Source organism: Ruegeria sp. G10 (assembly GCF_056533645.1).
Window position 1 is genome coordinate 1 of sequence record NZ_JBQFOQ010000001.1, and the last position, 19,726, is coordinate 19,726.

Annotated in this window: 18 protein-coding genes; 8 read left to right on the plus strand and 10 right to left on the minus strand. The window is 60.5% G+C overall.

What is annotated here, in order from left to right; all coding sequences use genetic code 11:
• Positions 1–104 precede the first annotated feature (104 nt).
• The 5 genes from ACR0KM_RS00005 to ACR0KM_RS00025 are packed head-to-tail and all read right to left on the minus strand — an operon-like array spanning position 105 to position 5,319.
• Positions 105–647 (minus strand): RSP_2648 family PIN domain-containing protein, encoded by a 543-nt coding sequence (locus ACR0KM_RS00005; protein WP_480528842.1) that lies wholly within the window; start codon positions 645–647, stop codon positions 105–107.
• Positions 644–1,846 (minus strand): RSP_2647 family RNA methyltransferase, encoded by a 1,203-nt coding sequence (locus ACR0KM_RS00010; protein ID WP_480857355.1) that lies wholly within the window; start codon positions 1,844–1,846, stop codon positions 644–646. The genes ACR0KM_RS00005 and ACR0KM_RS00010 overlap by 4 nt, the downstream gene beginning before the upstream one ends.
• Positions 1,847–1,887: 41 nt before the next feature.
• Positions 1,888–2,160 (minus strand): hypothetical protein, encoded by a 273-nt coding sequence (locus ACR0KM_RS00015; protein ID WP_480528839.1) that lies wholly within the window; start codon positions 2,158–2,160, stop codon positions 1,888–1,890.
• Complete coding sequence (locus tag ACR0KM_RS00020; RefSeq protein ID WP_480857353.1) at positions 2,144–4,933, minus strand: [protein-PII] uridylyltransferase family protein; 2,790 nt, start codon at positions 4,931–4,933, stop codon at positions 2,144–2,146. Before ACR0KM_RS00020 ends, ACR0KM_RS00015 begins: the two co-directional genes overlap by 17 nt.
• Complete coding sequence (locus tag ACR0KM_RS00025; protein WP_480843484.1) at positions 4,930–5,319, minus strand: DUF4440 domain-containing protein; 390 nt, start codon at positions 5,317–5,319, stop codon at positions 4,930–4,932. The genes ACR0KM_RS00020 and ACR0KM_RS00025 overlap by 4 nt, the downstream gene beginning before the upstream one ends.
• A 145-nt stretch (positions 5,320–5,464) precedes the next feature.
• Here ACR0KM_RS00025 and ACR0KM_RS00030 point away from each other — a divergent pair, with 145 nt between their 5' ends.
• The 5 genes from ACR0KM_RS00030 (at position 5,465) to ACR0KM_RS00050 (ending at position 9,291) form a co-directional block, all read left to right on the plus strand.
• The gene (locus ACR0KM_RS00030; protein WP_480819714.1) at positions 5,465–5,890 is read left to right on the plus strand and encodes a DUF2852 domain-containing protein; all 426 of its coding nucleotides are present in this window, start codon (positions 5,465–5,467) and stop codon (positions 5,888–5,890) included.
• A 63-nt stretch (positions 5,891–5,953) separates the two neighbouring features.
• Positions 5,954–6,385 carry an RDD family protein gene (locus ACR0KM_RS00035; protein WP_480857350.1) on the plus strand — a complete coding sequence of 144 codons (432 nt, stop codon included), beginning with the start codon at positions 5,954–5,956 and terminating at the stop codon, positions 6,383–6,385.
• Between the two features lie 75 nt (positions 6,386–6,460).
• A complete protein-coding gene (locus tag ACR0KM_RS00040; RefSeq protein ID WP_480819712.1) occupies positions 6,461–7,285 on the plus strand; it encodes an arginyltransferase in 825 nt (274 codons plus the stop codon).
• A gap of 6 nt (positions 7,286–7,291) precedes the next feature.
• Positions 7,292–7,699, plus strand: coding sequence for a VOC family protein (locus ACR0KM_RS00045; protein ID WP_480857348.1), 408 nt, complete (start codon positions 7,292–7,294; stop codon positions 7,697–7,699).
• A 233-nt stretch (positions 7,700–7,932) separates the two neighbouring features.
• Complete coding sequence (locus ACR0KM_RS00050) at positions 7,933–9,291, plus strand: dicarboxylate/amino acid:cation symporter (protein ID WP_480857346.1); 1,359 nt, start codon at positions 7,933–7,935, stop codon at positions 9,289–9,291.
• A gap of 42 nt (positions 9,292–9,333) precedes the next feature.
• Here the strand turns inward: ACR0KM_RS00050 and ACR0KM_RS00055 are convergent, their stop codons facing one another.
• The 3 genes from ACR0KM_RS00055 to ACR0KM_RS00065 form a co-directional block, all read right to left on the minus strand.
• A complete protein-coding gene (locus ACR0KM_RS00055; protein ID WP_480857344.1) occupies positions 9,334–11,688 on the minus strand; it encodes a TRAP transporter large permease subunit in 2,355 nt (784 codons plus the stop codon).
• A gap of 17 nt (positions 11,689–11,705) precedes the next feature.
• Positions 11,706–12,632 carry a TRAP transporter small permease subunit gene (locus tag ACR0KM_RS00060; protein ID WP_480819708.1) on the minus strand — a complete coding sequence of 309 codons (927 nt, stop codon included), beginning with the start codon at positions 12,630–12,632 and terminating at the stop codon, positions 11,706–11,708.
• A gap of 116 nt (positions 12,633–12,748) precedes the next feature.
• Positions 12,749–13,831, minus strand: coding sequence for a TRAP transporter substrate-binding protein (locus ACR0KM_RS00065; RefSeq protein WP_480819707.1), 1,083 nt, complete (start codon positions 13,829–13,831; stop codon positions 12,749–12,751).
• 248 nt (positions 13,832–14,079) lie between these two features.
• Here ACR0KM_RS00065 and ACR0KM_RS00070 point away from each other — a divergent pair, with 248 nt between their 5' ends.
• Positions 14,080–15,516 (plus strand): cache domain-containing protein, encoded by a 1,437-nt coding sequence (locus tag ACR0KM_RS00070; RefSeq protein ID WP_480857343.1) that lies wholly within the window; start codon positions 14,080–14,082, stop codon positions 15,514–15,516.
• The gene (locus tag ACR0KM_RS00075) at positions 15,513–16,157 is read left to right on the plus strand and encodes a response regulator transcription factor (protein ID WP_480857341.1); all 645 of its coding nucleotides are present in this window, start codon (positions 15,513–15,515) and stop codon (positions 16,155–16,157) included. The genes ACR0KM_RS00070 and ACR0KM_RS00075 overlap by 4 nt, the downstream gene beginning before the upstream one ends.
• Positions 16,158–16,231: 74 nt before the next feature.
• Here ACR0KM_RS00075 and ACR0KM_RS00080 read toward each other — a convergent pair whose 3' ends face one another.
• Complete coding sequence (locus ACR0KM_RS00080; protein WP_480857339.1) at positions 16,232–16,618, minus strand: bleomycin resistance protein; 387 nt, start codon at positions 16,616–16,618, stop codon at positions 16,232–16,234.
• Between the two features lie 42 nt (positions 16,619–16,660).
• Positions 16,661–17,506, minus strand: coding sequence for a HalD/BesD family halogenase (locus tag ACR0KM_RS00085; RefSeq protein ID WP_480857338.1), 846 nt, complete (start codon positions 17,504–17,506; stop codon positions 16,661–16,663).
• 424 nt (positions 17,507–17,930) lie between these two features.
• Here ACR0KM_RS00085 and ACR0KM_RS00090 point away from each other — a divergent pair, with 424 nt between their 5' ends.
• Positions 17,931–19,682 (plus strand): acetolactate synthase 3 large subunit, encoded by a 1,752-nt coding sequence (locus ACR0KM_RS00090; RefSeq protein WP_480819702.1) that lies wholly within the window; start codon positions 17,931–17,933, stop codon positions 19,680–19,682.
• Positions 19,683–19,726: the final 44 nt, after the last annotated feature.

Sequence of the window (19,726 nt, forward strand, 5' to 3'; positions counted from 1 at the left end):
GCATTGGAGCAGCGCTGGGGGGCGGGCGGATAGGTGTGGGTGCGAGGGGTGCTGCCCCTCGCGCTCCCCGGGATATTTTTGGCCAGATGAAGGGTGAATCCGCGTCAGGTGGTGAGGGCTTTGCCCAATCTGGGCAGGCGGGCCTTTTTCATCAGGGGGCGGAGGGTCCATTGATCGCCGGAGAGGTGGTTGGCCTGGGTGAGGGTTTTGGCGGCGACCTGCGCCATGCCTTCGGGGTCGGTCAGCCAGAAGCTGTGCAGCAGGCCGTCGGGATCGCGGCGGTCGATGCCTTCTTCGGCAAGGATGTTTTTCGGGAAATCCTTGGCGTTGACGGTGACGATCAGGTCTGACGATGAGGCGACTGCGGTGGCTAGGACGTGGATATCCGCTTTGTCGGGCAGCCAGAGGCGTTGTTCCATGCCCGGTGCGGCGGGGTGTTCGGCCTTGGGCCAGTTGGCTTGGGTCAGGGCGATTTCGGCGCGGGCCTGCGCCTCACCCGTGGGGCCGAGTTTGCGGGCGGCACGGGCCCATTCTTCGAGGATGCGGGCGGACCAGACCGGGGTGAAATGGCCCAGCTTTGCCGCGCCCAGCAGCATCTCTCGCATCACCGTGGGGTAGATGACGCAGGTGTCCAGCACCGCTTTCACAGGCGGTAGAAAACGGCTTTGAGATAGCCACTTTCGGCCAGTTGCGGCAGTTGCGGGTGGTCCGGTCCGGCAAAGCCCGTATGGATCAGCTGTGCCTGCCGCCCTGCCCGGCCAATCCCGCGCGATGAGGCGTCGCGGAAGCGGGCCAGATCGGCGGCGTGGGAACAGGAGCAGAGGCCAAGGTACCCGCCCGGTTTCACCAGCGGCGCGGCAAGGCGCGCTATACGTTCGTAGGCGCGCAGGCCTGCGTCCAGCGCTTGTTTCGAGGGCGCAAAAGCGGGTGGGTCGCAGATCACCACGTCGAATGCGGCCCCTTCTTCGCCCAGTTGCGTCAGAACGTCGAATGCGTCGCCTTGGCGGGTCTGGAACCGGTCGGCAACGCCTGCGGCCTCGGCCCCTTGTTCGGCCAGCGTCAGTGCTGCGGCGGAACCATCGACCGCCAGCGCTTGCGCGGCGCCACCGGCCAGCATGGCCAGGCCGAAGCCGCCGACATGGCTGAACACGTCCAGAACATGCGCTTCGGGATGCACCAGGCGGGCGGCGAAGGCGTGGTTGGGGCGCTGATCGTAGAACAGGCCTGTCTTCTGGCCGCCGGTCAGGTCGGCCATATAAGTTGCACCGTTCATGGGCACGGGCAGCGGTGCCTCGGGCGTCGTTCCGTGCAGGGTCTGGTTAAGGTCGTCGAGACCCTCTAGCCCTCGGGTGCGGCCGGAGGCGTTTTTCAGAACCGTGGTCACGCCGGTCACTTTGACCAGAGCATCGGTCAGGGCGTCCAGATGCGCCTCGGCCCACGCAGCGTTGGGTTGGATGACGCAGGCATCTGCAAAGCGGTCGATGATCACGCCGGGAAAGCCATCAGCTTCGGCATGGATCAGGCGGTAATAGGGCGCGTCAAACAGGCGCGCGCGCATCTCCAGCGCACGACGCAGGCGGGTTTCGAACCAGTCGGCATTCAGGTCCGCGTCAATGTCCCGGTCCAACACCCGGCACATGATTTTCGATGCGGGGTTCACCGCGACCAGCGCGATGGGCTGGCGTTTGTCATCCTCCAGCACCGCCAGTGCTCCGGCTGCGATCTTGCGGGTGCGGCGGTCGGTGACGATGTCATTGGCGTAGACCCATGGGAAACCATGGCGCAGCCCGCGCGCGTTGGCTTTGGGTTTCAGGCGAATGCGGGGGCGGTCGGATGAGGCGGTCATGGCGCTCTCATAGCTTTGAACCGGTTGGGGTGAAAGCCCTGTTAACGGTTCCGGTTGCGCCAGCCCCCGCGGCGCTTGGGGGCCTGCGCCGATTGCAGCCCTTCGGCCAAAACCTGCGTCATCGGGTGATCACCCGCTTGCGCCGCGTATTGCGCGTGTAGTTCGGTCAGCGCCTGTTTCTGATCCCTGTCCTCGGGCAGGCTGAGCGCCCAGTCGAGGAAGATGCTGCGGCATTCGGACATGGTGATGCCGTCGATGCGATAGGCCTCGCGGATCAGGCCCTTGTGGTCGTTCGGATCATCGCTGCGCGCCATTTGCCTCTCCTTCAACCACAGCGCCGATCAAGGCGGCGGCGGTGTCGTAGCTATCCTGCAACGCGGCCTGTAGCGTGTCGACCTGATCGAACCCGGTGGCCCGGCAGAGGAAGGCCGCGCCGCCCTCACCGATCTTGTCCGCCTCGATCGCTTTGCCCGAAAGCAGCCGCGCCGCGCATTGTACGGACCAGCATAGGCCGTAACAGTCCTTGAGCGTCTGCGCCTGCGCGACCTCCAGAAGTCCGGCAGCGACCGCGCCGTCCAGACCCGCGCGCACATCGCGTTGTGCGGAGCCCGACAACAGCGCGCCGCTCTGGGCCAGCAATTCGATATCCATCATCCGTCCGGGGCCGTTCTTGGCATCCCAAACCCCCGCCGGAGCCTTGGCGGCAGCCAGACGGGTGCGCATTTCAGCGACTTCGGTCAGAACCTTGGTGCGATCGCGCGGGCGCGAAAGAAACTCGGCACGAAAGCCTTCGATATCCTCGGTCAGCCCGGCATCCCCGGCGATCACGCGCGCGCGGGTCAGGGCGAGGTGTTCCCACACCCATGCCTCGTTCTGCTGGTAATTGGTAAAGCTGCTCCAACTGGTGGCCACCGGTCCCTGATTGCCCGAAGGGCGCAGGCGCATATCGACCTCGTAGAGCCGTCCCTGCGACATCGGAGCTGTCAGCGCGGTGATCAGGGCTTGCGTGAACCGCGCATAGTAGGTGCGTGTGGCCAGAGGGCGCGGGCCGTCCGACATTTCCTGGTCCTGCGGGTCGTAGATGACGATCATGTCCAGATCGGACTGCGAATTGATGCGCCCGGCCCCAAGCGAGCCCATGCCCAGAACCGCCGCCCCGCGCCCTGGGGCAGGCCCGTGCTTTCTGGCAAACTGGGTTTCGACGCAGGGCAGAACCGATGCGATGACCGCCCCCGCCAGTTCCGCATATTGCTGCCCGGCCTGCGCCCCGTCTATGAGGCCGCGCAGATGGTGGACACCGATGCGGAAGTGCCATTCCTTGCACCAGCGCCGGGCCAGATCCAGCTGAGTTTCATAGTCATCTTCTTCTGACAGGGCTTGCTGCAAATCCGATTGCAGCACCGCCTGCCCCGGCCAGTCGTCGAAGAAACTACCGCCGATGACCGCATCAAACACGGCCGCGTTGCGCGACAGATGCGTGGCCAGCGCGTGCGAGGTGCCGACGATGTCGATCAGCAGGTCGATCAGTTGCGGGTTCGCCTCGAAGAGGGAAAACAGTTGCACACCGGCGGGAAGGCCCGCCAGAAAACCATCCAGCGCCAGCAAGGCCTCTTCGGGTTTTGCGGTTTTGGCGAGGCGCGAGAGCAGTTCGGGACGCAGGCGTTCAAAAATGCGCGCGCCACGCTGCGACCGCAGCGCCGGGTATGTGGTCCACCGGGCCAGCACACCCTTGTCGAATTCAACCTCTGGCGTTGTCGCAGGGCGTGGGCTGGCACCGGGAGCAAAGAACCCCTCGGTCAACTCGTGCACCTCGGTCAGGCGGCGGGTCAGATCGGCGGTCAGATCGGCGCTGCTGAGGCCCATCAGGCAGGCCACCCGTTCAATGCCGTCCTCAGTCTGCGGCATCTTGTGGGTCTGGGCGTCATGCACCATCTGGATGCGATGCTCGACCTCACGATGGGCGCGGTAATGGTCGGTGAGCTTTACAGCCACGTCCTCGGGCACCCAGCCCTTCGAGGCCAGCGCCGCCAGCCCCGGAACCGTGCCACGGACACGCAGATCGGGGTCGCGCCCCCCGGCAATCAACTGGCGGGTCTGGGTGAAGAACTCGATCTCGCGAATGCCGCCCTGCCCCAGCTTCATGTCGTGGCCGGGGATCGACAGGCTGCCGCCCGTTCCCTTGTTCTCGCGTATGCGCAGGCGCATGTCGTGGGCGTCCTGAATGGCGGCGAAATCCAGATGCCGCCGCCAGACGAAGGGGCGCAGGGCGTCCAGAAACCGCTCTCCGGCGGCAATATCCCCGGCGCAGGGGCGCGCCTTGATATAGGCCGCGCGCTCCCACGTCCGGCCGAGGCTTTCATAATAGCGCTCAGCCGCCTCCATCGCCATGCACACGGGCGTCACCGCCGGATCGGGGCGCAGGCGAAGGTCGGTGCGAAAGACATAGCCATCCGCTGTCTTGTCGCTGAGCGTGGCGCAGAAATTCCGTGTCGCCCGGACCATGCCATGGCGCGCATCGTAAAAGTCATCCGGGGCAAACCGCGTCTCGTCAAACAGCACGATCAGGTCGATATCCGAGCTATAGTTCAGCTCATGCGCGCCCATCTTGCCCATGGCCAGAATGACCAGCCCGGCGGCGGTTTCGACATCGTCTTCTGTCATGCCCGGCAGCTTGCCGCGTCGGATCAGGGCGGCGATCTCGGCCTTGGCCGCCACGTCCGCAGCCAACGCGCCAAAATCGGTCAGCGCTCCGGTCACCTTTTCCAACGGCCAAGCCCCTGCCAGATCGGCCAGCGCGGTCAGTAGTGCCAGCCGCCGCTTGGCCTGTCGCAGCCCCGGCTTCAACTGATCCGGCGGCAGCGCCCGTGCGACCGCCATGACATCCGCCAAAGCCTGATCCGGATCTTGCAACGCTTGGGCTAACCAAACCTTTTCCTGATCAATCAGACCCTTCAGATAGGGGCTGGACCCTGCGGTACCTGCAATCAGCTCTCCTTGTTCTGCGCTCAGGTCTGGCAAGGCTGCGCGGGTTTCGGCCCCAAGGGCCGGATCAAAGGCGCGCGGGACTCGGTGAATGGCAAGGCTCATGGGCGCTCCAGCGGCGTGTCCTGACTGAAACTGTTGATCCAGACATCATACCGCCGCTCCCACAGGGACGAGATCAGCATCGCCTCGGGCTCTGGTGCATCCGGACGGGTATAGTCCGCACGGTAGCTCAACAGCACGATGTCCGGGGTCAGCACTCGCAGCGTCGCCTCGGACAATTCATACGTGGCCATCGTCGGTGCATCGGCAAACTGCCCAACGTGATCGTCGCGGTTGGCAAAGCCCGTCGGGTAAACGCCCAGAAAATCCGAGCTCAGCAATGCGCGGTCAGCCTGCGCGTTGCCTTCTACCAGCGCGGTCCAAACCTGCTTTTCCAGCGAAAGTATCTGATCAAGCGTCGGAGCGTGTGTGTTCTCAGTATCTTGCATGAGCAGAAACTGCGCCCGTTCCGCCACCGCGTCAACCGTCGAAAACCAGTATGTAAATCTTTTTCACATTACCCCTTGCAACGTCCGCTCCCCCCTCCCATCTAGGAAATGTGAATAGCATTTACATCCTGAGTGGAGAGACCAAATGACCGCATTGTCCGAACACGCCGTTCCTGCAAATCCAGGCTGGTTGCACCGCGCCGAGGCCTGGCTTGACAGCAAGGGCAAAGGGGCCTGGATCGCCGCAATGGTCCTTGGCTTTATCGTCTTCTGGCCCATCGGCCTGGCCTTTCTGGCCTATATGATCTGGAGCAAACGCATGTTCAGCAAATCCTGCAGCCGCCGTTCGTCGTGGAACAGCCACATGAGCGCCATGAAACCTTCCGGCAACAGCGCCTTTGACGCCTACAAGGCCGACACTCTGGCGCGGCTGGAGCGCGAGCAGAAGGATTTTGAGGCCTTCCTGCACCGACTGCGCGAAGCCAAGGACAAGGCCGAGTTCGACGAGTTCATGGACGAACGCGCCCGCGACAATCGCGATGACACAGGCACTGGCGAACAACCCGCCTGATCCAGCCTTGCCCTGCCCCGATCTTCGGGACAGGGTGCCTTTGACCAATAACCGGACCAAGACATGACCCACCTGCCCGATCCCGACAGCCAGCCGGAATTCTACCAATCCGTCGCCACCAAGCGTTTCTTCGCATGGCTGTTTGATATCGCCTTCATCTCGTTGCTGTGTACCGTTGCGATCCTGCTGACCTTCGGCATGGGCTTTTTCATCCTCGCCCTGATCTATGCGGTCATCAGCTTCATCTATCGGGTCGTGACCATCGCCAATGGCTCTGCCACGCTGGGTATGCGGTTCATGGGGATCGAGTTGCGTGATGCGTTCGGGGCGCGCATGGATACCGGCAAGGCCATCGCGCATACGGCGGGCTATTTCGTCAGCATGGCGATCCCGGTCCTGCAGATCATCTCGGTCATCATGATGATGACAAGCGCCCGCTGTCAGGGTTTGACCGATGCCTTCCTCGGCACCGTCATGATCAACAAGCGGGCCTGAAAAACTCCTGAGCAAAAAACTTGGCGGCACCCATAACCGTTGCTATCATCCGTCCCGAGGAGATGCGGGACCTTCATGCGACACACGCTGCCAATCGCGCCACAGTTCTATGTGACGGCACCCCAGCCCTGCCCCTATCTTGAGGGCAGGATGGAGCGCAAACTGTTCACCGCCCTTCAGGGCGAAGGCGCTGATCAGTTAAATGATTGCCTGTCACAACAAGGGTTTAGACGATCCCAAAACGTGCTGTACCGCCCTTCCTGCACCGATTGCGCCGCGTGCCTGTCTGCCCGGATCGACGTGTCCGCCTTCCGCCCCAGCAAAAGCCAAAAGCGCGCCACAAAACGCAATGGCTATCTGAAACGGCGCGCCACCTCGCCCTGGGCTACGGATGAACAGTTCGATCTGTTCCGCCGGTATCTGGACGCCCGCCACGCCGATGGCGGCATGGCCGACATGGACGTGTTCGAATTCGCCGCCATGATCGAGGAAACCCCGATCCGCAGCCGCGTGATCGAGTATGCAGACCCGGAAACCGACGACCTGATCGCGGTCAGCCTGACGGACGTGCTGGATGACGGGCTGAGCATGGTCTACTCGTTCTATGACCCGGAGTTTCAGAAAAAATCGCTGGGCACTTACATGATCCTCGATCATATCGAGATCGCACGCGAGGCCGGGCTGCCCTTTATCTATCTGGGCTACTGGGTGCCCGGCAGTCCGAAGATGGGTTACAAAGCCAAGTTCGCAGGTCTGCAGGCCTATGTGCAGGGAGAATGGCGGATGATCGACGACCCCGAGTCCTATGCTCAGACGTCGCATCATCCCTTGTCATCAGCGCCGATCGCAGAACAGGTCGCGAATATTCAGCTGCCCGACCGCCACCCCACCAAAGGCTGACCCGACATGCGCCAAAACCTTCATGCGGTCACTTTGGTTGTGCCCGACTATGATGCGGCGATTGCGTTCTACACCGGAGTTCTGAACTTCACCCTGATACAGGATCTCGACCTTGGCGAGGATAAGCGCTGGGTACGTGTCACACCACCGGGGTCGGCGGGGGCTTCGCTGCTGTTGGCCAAGGCCGTTGGCGACACGCAGGTGGCTGCGATCGGGCAGCAAACCGGTGGGCGCGTCGGTTTCTTTCTTGAGACCGACGACTTCTATCGGGACCACGCAGCCATGCTTGAGGCGGGTGTCGGGTTCGAGGAAGCCCCCCGCCGCGAGCCCTATGGCATCGTCGCAGTCTGGCGCGACCCGTTCGGAAACCGCTGGGACCTGATCGAGTTCACGACCCCGAGCCTCTTAGAGTAATTTATATATTTCTGATACTTACGAACTATGCGCGCAAATATTAAGCATTATTAATGCACTTGCACACCGGTTGAGCAATTGAAAGCTGACGCGGCGTCACCACATTAAACCTGCTTCTTAACACACGAACCAGCCGTGAAACCCGCCGCATATCAAGCCGCTGCCGGGGCTGGGGATTTTGTTTCTGCGACAGGCCTCCCACCCTGCCGTAGAGCTTCTGAAGGAGGGGGAAAATGGTTAACGCCACACGCCGACTGGTTTCGGCCACTTTGACGACCCAGATCCTGATCGCGCTGGCCCTCGGGTCAGTGTTTGGACTGGTTCTGAACTATCTCGATATCGCCGCCCTGAACACCGCGCTTGTCGATGGCGCGCTGTCGATGCTGGGGCAGATGTTCCTGAACGCGCTGCAGATGCTTGTAGTGCCACTTGTTGTCTTCTCGCTGCTCTGCGGAGTGGTCGGGATCGGAGATGTCAAGCTGCTGGGCCGCGTCGGCGGCATGACCTTTGTCACCTATCTGGCCACCACCGCGCTGGCGGTGACCACTGCGCTGGTGTTCGCCAGCCTGATCGGTCCCGGCAAAGGGTTCGAAAGCATGTATCTGGTCGGAGACGGTGTGAGTGTCGCCAACCCACAGACCACATGGGAGATTCTGGCGAACATCATCCCCAAGAACCCGATCAACGCGCTGGCCAATGGTGAGATGCTGCAGATCATCTTCTACGTGATGGTCGTGGGCATTGCGGTTCTGATGATGGGCAACCGCGCCAAGGCGTTTGTCGAAGGCTGCGAGTTCATGAACGAACTGGCGATGAAAATCGTCAAGATCGTCATGGCCTTTGCCCCCATCGGCGTGTTCAGCCTGATCGCCAAGACCTTTGCGATGGAAGGTTTCAGCCTCTTCGGCCCCGTCATCGGCTATCTGACCACGATCAGCCTGACGCTGGTGTTCCACCTCTGTGTCACTCTGATGGCGCTGCTCTATTTCACCACCGGCCTCAACCCGCGCACGTTCATGCGCAAGATGCGCTCGGCTCAGGTGTTTGCGTTTTCGACCTCAAGCTCGAATGCAACGATCCCGGCCAGCCTGCAATGCGTGACGCAGCGCGTTGGGGTGGATCGCTCGGTCGCGTCATTCGGCATCCCACTCGGGGCGACGATCAACATGGACGGCACCGCGATCATGCATGGCGTGGCCACCGTGTTCCTCGCTAATGCCTATGGCATGGATCTGGGGCTGAGCGGCTATCTGACCGTCATCTCGATCTCGGTTCTGGCCTCGATCGGCACCGCGGGTGTTCCCGGCGTAGGCATCGTCATGCTGGCGATGGTTCTGAACCAGTTGGGAATGCCACTGGAAGGCATCGGGATCATCCTCGCCGTCGACCGTATCCTCGACATGATGCGGACCGTGGTGAACATCACCGGTGATGCCGTCGTGACCACCATCGTCGGCAAGAAGGTCGGCAAACTGGACAAGACGGTCTTCGATAACCCCGATGCCGGCACGTTCGACACGGCCGATCTTGAGATCGATCATTCAACCGAACAGGAATTTGCCAAGCTGACGCATCCTCAGCCGCAAACATGACAGAAAAAAAAGGAGGCCCTGCGGGGCCTCCTTTGTGTGACGTTAGTTCGGTATCAGATCCGGGACGATGGTCACGATCGTGGGGAAGAACCAGAGTATCCCGATCCCAACCACCTGGATCAGCACGAACGGTATGATCCCTCGATAAATGTGCCCCGTTGTGACCTCTTTCGGCGCAACCCCCCTTAGGTAGAACAGCGCAAACCCAAAAGGTGGCGTCAGGAACGAGGTCTGCAGGTTCACAGCCACCATGATCGTCACCCATTTCGGGTCAAACGAACCGCCATAAATCACTGGGCCCACGATGGGAATCACGATGTAGATGATCTCAAGGAAATCCAGCACGAAGCCCAGAATAAACAGCACCAGCATCACGATCAGGAAGACCGTGAACTCGTTGTCAAAACTGCGCAGGAACTGCTGGATATAGTGCTCACCCCCGAACGAGATCACCACAAGGTTCAGCAATTGCGAACCGATCAGGATGGTAAAGACCATCGAGGTCACCTTGGCCGTTTCGCGCACCACGGGCGTCAACACCCCGCTTGAGAACAGCACCCAACAGCCGAACAGAAGACCAAACAACGCATACAGGTATGCCGAATAGGCGATGATGAACGCGATCCAGCTTTCAACCGACACGTCGCCTTGGTTGATGCGCAGATCAAAGTTCACGCCCATCAACAGGGCGATGATCACGGCAAAGGTCGACCAGATGATCACTTTGCCGGACCGGCCCTGATCCTGCAGCTTGCGATAGGCCGCCAGCATGATCGCTCCGCCCGCCCCGAGGGCCGCAGCGGGCGTCGGGTTGGTCACCCCGCCCAGGATTGAACCCAGCACCGCGATGATCAGAACCAGTGGTGGGAAGACCACGCGGATCAGATCGTTGGTGGCACACCGCGCTGCCGCCTCTTTGCAGCCATACATGGCAATGACAAAGGGGATGGCCAGCATAAGGAACGTCGCCCCTGACGAGGTTGTCGGCGCAATCAGCAGAACGTCGACCAACAGCATCAGCAACAGACCAATTGCGCCCACGATCAGCGGTTGCGGCGAGCGCGAAGGCGCAATGCCACGCCCCAGCACCAGTGTCAGGCCCAGCAGAACCACCATAACGGCGACGCCGTTTCCGATCGGTGCTGCCGCAGCAATCTTGGCTTCCTGCGCCGCGGCCAGTTCTTCTTCGCTCAAGCGCTGCGATTCAGCTGCACCACCAGCCTCGTCGATCGCCTCCTGCTCGGCCACGGCCTGATCCCAGGCAGACTGACCATGCAACTCGATCATCGAGGCCTTGCACTCTTCCGAGACGTTCGTGCGCAACGAGGCACCCTGCCCAATATCTGAGAACGCCGAGACCGAGATGTTCTGGCTGCCGATCACACCCGCGCTGCCCAGCAGGACCGCGCCAACGATCAGGGCAACCGGTGCACCCAGCAGCCATGTCAGACCTTCCGAGCGTGTGATGGTCTCACCCGTCCCGCCCGACAGCTCAACAGCCGGGGCCTTGTCCGGGTTCAACAGCGCATAGCCAAAGGCATAGAGCGCATAGAGCAAGGCCAACATGATCCCCGGCAGCAGCGCCGCCTGGAACAACGTCCCCACCGAAACAACAGCAGGTTCACCCAGATAGGTCAGCGCGTCGGTACACCCGGCTTCGACTGCACGCGTCTCCTGCGCTGTCGAATACAAGTCGCCCGCCAGCGTGCCGAGCAGAACGATCACAATGGACGGTGGAATGATCTGCCCCAACGTCCCCGAGGCCGCGATCACGCCTGTCGCAAGCTCTGGCGAATAGTTGTTGCGCAGCATTGTCGGCAGGGCCAGCAGGCCCATTGTCACCACGGTCGCGCCGACGATCCCGGTCGAGGCGGCCAGAAACGCGCCCACGACAACGATCGACACGGCCAGACCGCCGGGCAGCGGGCCAAAGACACGCGCCATTGTAGTCAGCAGGTCGTTCGCGATTTTCGAGCGTTCCAGTGTGATGCCCATCAGAACAAACATCAAAACGGCCAGCAGAGTCTCGATCGACTGACCGGCCAGAACGCGTTCGTTCATACGATTTACAATGAAGGACACGTTGCGGTCGAGCGCGGTTTCCCAGCCCTGCACAAAGACCGGTTCGGCGATCCTTGGCAAATCGGGGTATCGGAACACCGAAACCGAGTCCGGTTTCACGCCGGAATTCACCAGGTCCCGATAGGCCTGCGACCCGGTGTCAATCGCCTGATGGATCAACAAACCAGCACTGTTCAATGCGGCGATGATCCCGAATGAGATTACCCCGGCGCCACCGATGGCGAAAGCCACGGGGAAACCCGACAGGATGCCTCCAAAGAGGCAGAAGAATACGATAATGAGGCCTATCTCGACGCCATCAAGTCCGAATAGCATTGTCTGGTTCCCCGTCCTTAATGCGCGCCTTCGTAGGCTTCTTCACCCTCACCAAGGCTGTCCTTGTCGAGGTATTTTCCAGTGCTTTCCGGCCCTTCCACATATTCCAGATACGAGCGGTACAGGAACGCGATCGCATGCAGGAACACCATGGCGGCGAAAGCCACCAGCAGGATTTTGAACAGGAAGTAGGCATTGAACCCATTGGGGCTGAAGCCGATGGTTTCAACGTTCCAACGCAACGCACGGGATTTCGCGATCAACCGATCTACCGTGTCACTCGCCGAAGGCTTGGGCACGATCAGGTGCCGCCACATGAAATACCAGCCATACATCCAGGTCAGAACTGCCATCGGCATCATGAACAAAACCGCGCCGCACATATCAACGACGCGCTTGGCCCGGTGGCTGATACCGGCATAGATCAGGTCAACCCGCACATGGCCGCCCTGCACGAATGTGTAGGTACAACAGAGGCAGACAACCATGGCGTTATACAGTTTAAGTTCCTCGGCGAACCAACTGATATCCATCTGAAAAGGGATGCCCAGCCCAAAGGACATATCGGGACGGGTAAAGACCCGTTGCATAAATACGATAACGATCTGCTGGATAACCATCAGCAGGCCTGCCCATGCAAAGAACCGCCCAGTCGTGTTGGCGAACCCTTCAAGGACGCGCACCATCCCCCACATGAAACTCCGATAGTAGAGGCCGATGGCCGTCAACACCAGAAACAGCGCGAAGATCACAAAGAAGAACTCGACCGAGCCGCCGTAGTAGACAAAGCGCATGATCGACTCTTTGTCCGACCAATCCAGCCAGAGCTGCGGATGCGTGATGGCGTATCCGAAATTATAGAAGGCTTCGGCAATGTTCTGAATGAACCAGATCAGTCCATTCCACAGGGCGCCGAAGAACGAGATACCGTTTTCGTCCTGCATGTTGTCCCCAGGTCGCATCGGTTGCACATTTCGTTATTGCGGTAAGTGAAATCCGCTTATGTGCAACGGGAAAGGCTCCCCCGCAGCGCGGGGGAACCGGTTTCTTGGATCTCGCTTTAGCTGCGCACGCGGTCGCGCTGCGCGGTATAGACGCCCGAAGACAGGTTGTTCCAGCCTGACGAAGCGGCCATCGATTCCATGGCACTGTCATGGATGCGCTTGAACAGCTCGTCGCCCATGTTCTCGTCCAGAACTTCCTGGCTGGCCTGACCGAAGGCATCCCAGACGCTGTCGGGGAATTCCATGACCTTGACGCCACCGGCCTGCAGACGCTGCAGAGCGGCACCGTTGTTGGCCAGGAACTGGGCCAGGTTCCACTGGTGCGCTTCAGCAGCCGCGATCTCGATGATCTTCTGCTGAGCAGCAGTCAGACCGTCGAACACTTCGCGGTTGGTCGCCAGCGACAGACCCGCGCCCGGCTCGTGGAAGCCAGCGGTGTAGTAAGTCTTGGTGATTTCCTGGAAGCCCGCTTTTTCGTCGGCCCACGGACCGATCCACTCGGTTCCGTCAATCGCGCCGGACGACAGCGCCTGATACACTTCCGAACCCGGAATGTTCTGCACCGATGCGCCCAGTTTACCCAGAGCCTTGCCGCCCAAACCCGGCATACGGAACTTCAGACCGTTGAAGTCTTCGGGGCTGTTGATCTCTTTTGCGTACCAGCCACCCGCCTGCGCACCGGTGTTACCGGCCAGGAAGGATTTCAGGCCAAAGATTTCGCCCAGTTCATCATGCAGCTCCATCCCACCGGCATGGTAGTACCAGTTCACCAATTCCTGCGCGGTCATGCCGAAGGGAACAGCTGTGAAGAACGCGTAGCCCGGATGCTGACCGACAAAGTAATAGTCAGCCGCGTGATACATATCGGCCTGACCCGACGAAACCGCGTCAAACACTTCGAACGCGCCAACCAACTCACCGGCGGCCTTGATTTCGACGTTCAGGTTGCCGTCCGACATGGTGGTGATGCTGTCGGCACAGCGCTGGGCGCTGTCAAACACGCCCGCAAGGCCACGGCCCCACGATGTGACCATGGTCAGGGTGCGCTTGCCCTGCGCATAGGCGGGCGCTGCCAGCGTGGTGGCTGCAGCAGCCGAGCCGCCCAGTGCCGAGGTTTTCAGAAACTTACGACGATCCATATGAGTGTTCCTCCCCTACATATTTATTACCCAAGGCTGTCCTCGAGCCGATCGTTTCCAGTGCGCGACAGCCTAAATCCACGCCGATGAATGTGAATACCTACTACTACGTAGCCGCGGCGGTTTTTCAGCGCTTGGGCGCAGAAATCAGGCTGTTTTTGCTCCATCTTCATCAAAATACAGTGGGCGAGCCCTCGGATCGCCCAATCTTTTTGCAATTTCGCGGCAGCTTGCGTATCGATTCGACCATGGGAGGATTCCGCAACTTCATCTCGCTGACCTATGCGCAGAAACTGTCACTGGTCGCGGCGATACCGCTGCTTGTGGCAGTGGCGGCGATTGCATTGGTGGTCGCCTATGAGTCGCGCGCAACGGCAGAAAGCGAGATTCAGGCGCTGGAACGCCGCCTGATCGAGGCCAAGAAGGACGAACTGCGCAACTACGTGACCCAGGCGCGCAACGGGTTCGCCTATATCTACGGGCGCGCCTCGCCCGATGACGAGGTCGCCAAGAATCTGGTCACGCAGATCCTGTCGGCGATGATCTACGGCAAGGACGGGTTTTTCTTCGTCTACGACTATGACGGCAACAATCTGGTCAGCCCGCGCCAGACCGAGTTCATCAACCGCAACTGGGTCGGCCTGACCGACAGTGATGGCACGCCGATCGTGGACGAATTCATCAGCCTCGCCCGTCAGGGGGCGGGTTGGCACAGTTTCATGTGGCAAAAGCCATCGACCGGGGAAGAGGCGCAGATGATCGCCTATGTGGTCGGCCTGCAGGACTGGCGCTGGGTCGTGGGCACCGGCGTTTTCATCGACGATATTGTCGCAACCGTCGCCAATGCCCGCGCCGAGGTCGAGGCGCGCGTGCAACGGACATTCATGTATATCGGCGGCATCGTTCTGGCCGCCGTTCTGATCGTCTTCGCCTCGGGCATGCTGCTGAATATCCGCGAACGTCGCCTGGCCGATGCCAAGCTCAAGGAGCTGACCCAGCGCGTGTTCGATGCGCAAGAAGAGGAACGCGGGCGCGTGGCGCGCGAACTTCATGACGGGATCAGCCAGATTTTGGTCGGTGTGCGGTATGCGCTGGACAATGCCCGCCGCCGCCTGTCGCGCGGCGATGATGAGGGTGCGCAGGACCCACTGGAAAAAGGCATCGACAATCTAGGCACCGCCATCACCGAGGTTCGTCGCATCAGCCGCGATCTACGCCCCGGCGTACTGGACGATCTGGGCCTCGGCCCTGCGCTCAAGGCGCTGACCGATGATTTCCGCGAACGGACGGGGATCGAGACCGAATTCTCGACCGTCGTGTTCCGCAACCGGTTGGATCAGGACAGCAAGATCGCCCTCTACCGGATTGCCCAGGAAGCGATGACCAATATCGAGCGGCACTCTGGTGCAACCCGTGTCACCATAGACCTGCGCGGCCATAAGAAAGGGGCCACCATGCGGATCACCGACAACGGCATTGGACTGCGCAGCGAAACGGACGGTGCCAGTACAGGGATCGGGCTGCGCAACATGCAGGAACGCATCGAACAGCTTGACGGATCGCTCCGCATCCTATCTTCGCGCGGCCAGCGCAGCGGTACGGTGATCGAGGTCAGCCTGCCCCTCAGCCACCTGCTGCCGCCGCAGGAAGACGCAACACCAAAACGAAAGGCCGGTTCCCGATGACTGATACGATCCGGGTTCTCATTGTCGACGATCACCCCATGGTGGCCGAGGGCATCCAGTCGCTGCTGGAAAGCTATGACGAGATCGAGGTGGTCGGCACACTGTCGAACGGCCAAGAAGCAGCGGATCAGGCCGTAGCTCTGCAACCCGATGTGATCCTGATGGATCTTAACATGCCCGGCCTCAGCGGGCTCAGCGCGACCGAGATCATCCTCGAACGCCTGCCCGACACCCGCATCCTGATCCTGTCCATGCATGACAGCCCCGAATATATCTCGACTGCCCTCAGCCACGGGGCGAAGGGATATGTGCTGAAGGACGTCCCCACCGAAGAGATCAAACAGGCCATCGACGCCGTCATGCGGGGTGAGCGATACCTCTGCACCGGCGCCAGCGGATCGCTGGAGCCCAAGGACGGCAACACGCGCGAGGCGCTGACAGGCCGCGAGCAGACCATCCTGCTGGAGCTGGCGCAGGGCAAATCCAACAAAGAAGTCGCGCAGGCGCTGGATATCTCGGTGCGCACGGTCGAGACCCACCGCAAGAACATCAAACGCAAGCTGGGCATTTCTTCCACCGCAGGCCTGACCCGCTATGCTTTGGAACATGGCGTCCTGCAGGGGACCAGCCCCGGGCTCTGACCGCAGCGCGGCACGCGCTGCCCGGCCCAACCGAAGGAGATGCGCCAAAGGCGTATTGACGACGGGCGGGAGGGCTAGCCGCCGCCGCGCGGGCTGATGTCTTCTCCGAAAAACACCAGCGTGCCATCCTCGTCGATGACATGGAACTCGCGCTGTTGATACGGCTGGTTGAAGGGCGGGCGCACGCGCCCTTCGGGCAGGTCGTCCAGACCCGGGCGCAAGCTTTCGAACAGGGCGTCGATACCCTTTACATCGATGTAGAAGGACTGATCATCCCCCAAAGCCCGCCCATCGGGGCGCGGCGGGCATTCCAGCAGCCGGATCGCCACCGGGCCATGGCGCAGAAAGGCATAATTGTCCTGCCGGAAAGTGCAATCGAAACCTAGTCGGTCGCAATAAAACGCAACCTGCGCGTCCAGCGAAGAACACAGGACAAATGGCGTGAGTTGCACGATCTGCATCAACCGACCCTCCCCTGACCGATGTCTTCAGTCTAGCACAGTTCAGTCGATCAACTGATCCCCGCGCACGCCTTCGCGTTCATAATGGTGGGGCAATACCCGGCCATACAGTTGCCGGGTGCGCTCGACCCCGCCACACATGCCCTCGGTTTCGACGAATGAGAATATCCCGACATACCGCCGCCGCGGCCCCTTGACCGGCGCGACCCGATGCAGCGAGTACCGGCCACGGAAAATCTGCAAGTCTCCGGGCTGCAGTTCCAGCGTGCGCACCCGCCCCATGTTGCCATCCAATACCGAGGCCACATCCGCAAAATTCTCATCCTCGGCGCTGCGCAGGTTGGGCGCGTATTGAAACGCCCCACCCTCTTCTCCGTTCTGGATCGCCAACGTGACCGTGTAATTGTTGGTGTCGAAATGCCAGGGAAAGCCCTGCCCTTCCTCGACCACATTTATGATCACATCGGCCAGCGGATCATCATAGCGGAAAAAGCGATCCTCGGGCTCCGCCAATGCCGCACGGATGAAGGGTAGAAACCCCTCGAATTCATAGATCCTCCGCAGGGGGCCATCCTTGGTGAAGTTATCGGCGGGAACAAAGGCGTTCGAGCGATCATAGAACCGGCGCAGCGGGTGCCCGACACCAAAGCGCGGATCATCCTGCGTGAAATACACGTTGGTCCGATTGAACGATCGGTGTGCCTGCGGGGCGGTGGCTTCAGCCTCTCGCACCAGATGTTCCAGTCCGGCTTCATGCACGAAACCGGGCAGCACGGCGCATCCGTCCCGTTCCAGTTCGCGCCGTAGATCCTCGATCATCCGGTTATAGGCCCACGAATCCGGGCAATCGATCGGGTACCGCCCCAGATCTACCAGATCATGCAGCATCTCTGACCTCCGATAGTCATACGCCTGCACCCAGCGTGGCGCAGAGAAAGGGTCTGATCATGCCCATTTCAGACACTTCACTGACGCTTTCGGACATTCGCGCAGCACCCCGGACACGCCAAAATCAGTACGAAATTCGCGGAAATTCCCATCATGCGGCAAATGGCGCAACAATATGTCGCAAAATACCGCCATCAGGATAGAAAATTTGTAGAATTGCCTGTTGACGCCCCCGCGCGCCGCTCATAATGTCCCTGCACGCAAAGAAGGAGCCTCTGGCGATGAAAGCGCTAGTCGTAATCGTAGGAACCACGCGCATGGGCCGGTGACGGTAAACCATAATCGAACCCATGCGCCTCCGAAAAATCTCGGGGGCTTTTTTTTGGCAAAACGCAAGACACATGTCGCGAACGGAGCAAAGCAGATGACACGTGAGATGACCGGCGCAAAGATGGTGGTTCAGGCCCTCAAGGATCAGGGCGTGGACACGGTATTCGGATACCCCGGCGGCGCCGTGCTACCGATCTATGATGAGATCTTTCTGCAAAATGATATCCGTCACATTCTGGTGCGGCACGAACAGGGCGCGATCCACGCCGCCGAAGGCTATGCGCGGTCGACCGGCAAACCGGGCGTTGCCCTTGTAACCTCCGGGCCCGGTGCCACCAACGCGGTGACTGGCCTGACCGATGCGTTGATGGATTCGATCCCGCTTGTTGTTCTGACCGGACAGGTGCCGACCTTCATGATTGGCTCGGATGCGTTTCAAGAGGCCGACACCGTCGGGATCACCCGCCCTTGCACCAAGCATAACTGGCTGGTGAAGGATACCAATTCGCTGTCGAACACCCTGCACGAAGCCTTTCATGTCGCAACTTCAGGCCGGCCCGGCCCGGTTCTGATCGACATTCCCAAAGACGTACAGTTTGCAACCGGGCAGTATTCAACGCCCAAACCTTCGACTTCACACTACCAACCCGTCTTGAAGGGGGATCTGGAAGAGATCACCGAGTTGGTGGCCGCAATGGAGACCGCCAAGAAGCCGATCTTCTACACGGGCGGCGGCGTCATCAACTCCGGCCCCGCGGCCAGCCAACTGCTGCGGGAATTGGTAGATGCGACGGGCTTCCCCATCACCTCGACCCTGATGGGTCTTGGGGCCTATCCGGCTTCGGGGAAGAATTGGCTGGGGATGCTGGGGATGCATGGTCTTTATGAGGCCAACATGGCGATGCATGACTGCGATCTGATGATCAATATAGGTGCACGCTTTGATGACCGGATCACCGGACGGATTGATGCCTTTTCGCCAAAATCAATCAAGGCGCATGTGGATATCGACCCATCCTCGATCAACAAAGTCATCCGGGTGGACATCCCGATTGTTGGCGATGTCGGCCATGTGCTGGAAGATATCCTGAACATCTGGAAGTCGCGCGGCCGCAAGACCGACGCCCCCGCCGTGGCCGAATGGCAAAAGCAGATCGCCGACTGGCGCAAGATCAACTGTCTTGCCTTCACCCCCAGCGAAAAGAGCATCAAGCCACAGCACGCGCTGCAGCGGCTGGAAGAGCTGACCAAAAAGCATGACCGCTACATCACCACCGAAGTCGGTCAGCACCAGATGTGGGCGGCGCAGTACCTTGGGTTCGAAGACCCAAACCGCTGGATGACCTCAGGCGGTCTGGGCACGATGGGCTATGGTTTCCCGGCCTCGATCGGTGTGCAGATGGCGCATCCCGAGGCGCTGGTGATCAACGTGGCCGGTGAAGCGTCGTGGCTTATGAATATGCAGGAAATGGGCACCGCCGTGCAGTATCGCCTGCCGGTGAAACAGTTCATCCTGAACAACGAACGCCTCGGCATGGTTCGCCAGTGGCAGGAACTGCTGCATGGTGAGCGGTACTCGCATTCGTGGTCCGAGGCCCTGCCCGATTTCGTCAAACTGGCCGAGGCGTTCGGCGCCAAGGGCATCATCTGCTCTGACCCTGCTGATCTGGATGACGCGATCATGGAGATGATCACCTATGACGGTCCGGTGATCTTTGATTGCCTGGTTGAAAAGCACGAGAACTGTTTCCCCATGATCCCATCAGGCAAGGCGCATAACGAAATGTTGCTGGGTGAGGCCGAAACGCAAGGTGTGATCGACTCCAAAGGTTCGGTTCTGGTCTGAAACCCTAGTATGAGACATTATGAAAAAAACTATTGAGGCAAGTG

Bases quoted from the DNA above. Each gene is read 5' to 3' on its own strand.
- ACR0KM_RS00010 (WP_480857355.1), bottom strand. From the start codon at position 1,846: ATGACCGCCTCATCCGACCGCCCCCGCATTCGCCTGAAACCCAAAGCC.
- ACR0KM_RS00015 (WP_480528839.1), bottom strand. From the start codon at position 2,160: ATGGCGCGCAGCGATGATCCGAACGACCACAAGGGCCTGATCCGCGAG.
- ACR0KM_RS00020 (WP_480857353.1), bottom strand. From the start codon at position 4,933: ATGAGCCTTGCCATTCACCGAGTCCCGCGCGCCTTTGATCCGGCCCTT.
- ACR0KM_RS00025 (WP_480843484.1), bottom strand. From the start codon at position 5,319: ATGCAAGATACTGAGAACACACACGCTCCGACGCTTGATCAGATACTT.
- ACR0KM_RS00030 (WP_480819714.1), top strand. From the start codon at position 5,465: ATGACCGCATTGTCCGAACACGCCGTTCCTGCAAATCCAGGCTGGTTG.
- ACR0KM_RS00035 (WP_480857350.1), top strand. From the start codon at position 5,954: ATGACCCACCTGCCCGATCCCGACAGCCAGCCGGAATTCTACCAATCC.
- ACR0KM_RS00040 (WP_480819712.1), top strand. From the start codon at position 6,461: ATGCGACACACGCTGCCAATCGCGCCACAGTTCTATGTGACGGCACCC.
- ACR0KM_RS00045 (WP_480857348.1), top strand. From the start codon at position 7,292: ATGCGCCAAAACCTTCATGCGGTCACTTTGGTTGTGCCCGACTATGAT.
- ACR0KM_RS00050 (WP_480857346.1), top strand. From the start codon at position 7,933: ATGGTTAACGCCACACGCCGACTGGTTTCGGCCACTTTGACGACCCAG.
- ACR0KM_RS00055 (WP_480857344.1), bottom strand. From the start codon at position 11,688: ATGCTATTCGGACTTGATGGCGTCGAGATAGGCCTCATTATCGTATTC.
- ACR0KM_RS00060 (WP_480819708.1), bottom strand. From the start codon at position 12,632: ATGCAGGACGAAAACGGTATCTCGTTCTTCGGCGCCCTGTGGAATGGA.
- ACR0KM_RS00065 (WP_480819707.1), bottom strand. From the start codon at position 13,831: ATGGATCGTCGTAAGTTTCTGAAAACCTCGGCACTGGGCGGCTCGGCT.
- ACR0KM_RS00070 (WP_480857343.1), top strand. From the start codon at position 14,080: ATGGGAGGATTCCGCAACTTCATCTCGCTGACCTATGCGCAGAAACTG.
- ACR0KM_RS00075 (WP_480857341.1), top strand. From the start codon at position 15,513: ATGACTGATACGATCCGGGTTCTCATTGTCGACGATCACCCCATGGTG.
- ACR0KM_RS00080 (WP_480857339.1), bottom strand. From the start codon at position 16,618: ATGCAGATCGTGCAACTCACGCCATTTGTCCTGTGTTCTTCGCTGGAC.
- ACR0KM_RS00085 (WP_480857338.1), bottom strand. From the start codon at position 17,506: ATGCTGCATGATCTGGTAGATCTGGGGCGGTACCCGATCGATTGCCCG.
- ACR0KM_RS00090 (WP_480819702.1), top strand. From the start codon at position 17,931: ATGACACGTGAGATGACCGGCGCAAAGATGGTGGTTCAGGCCCTCAAG.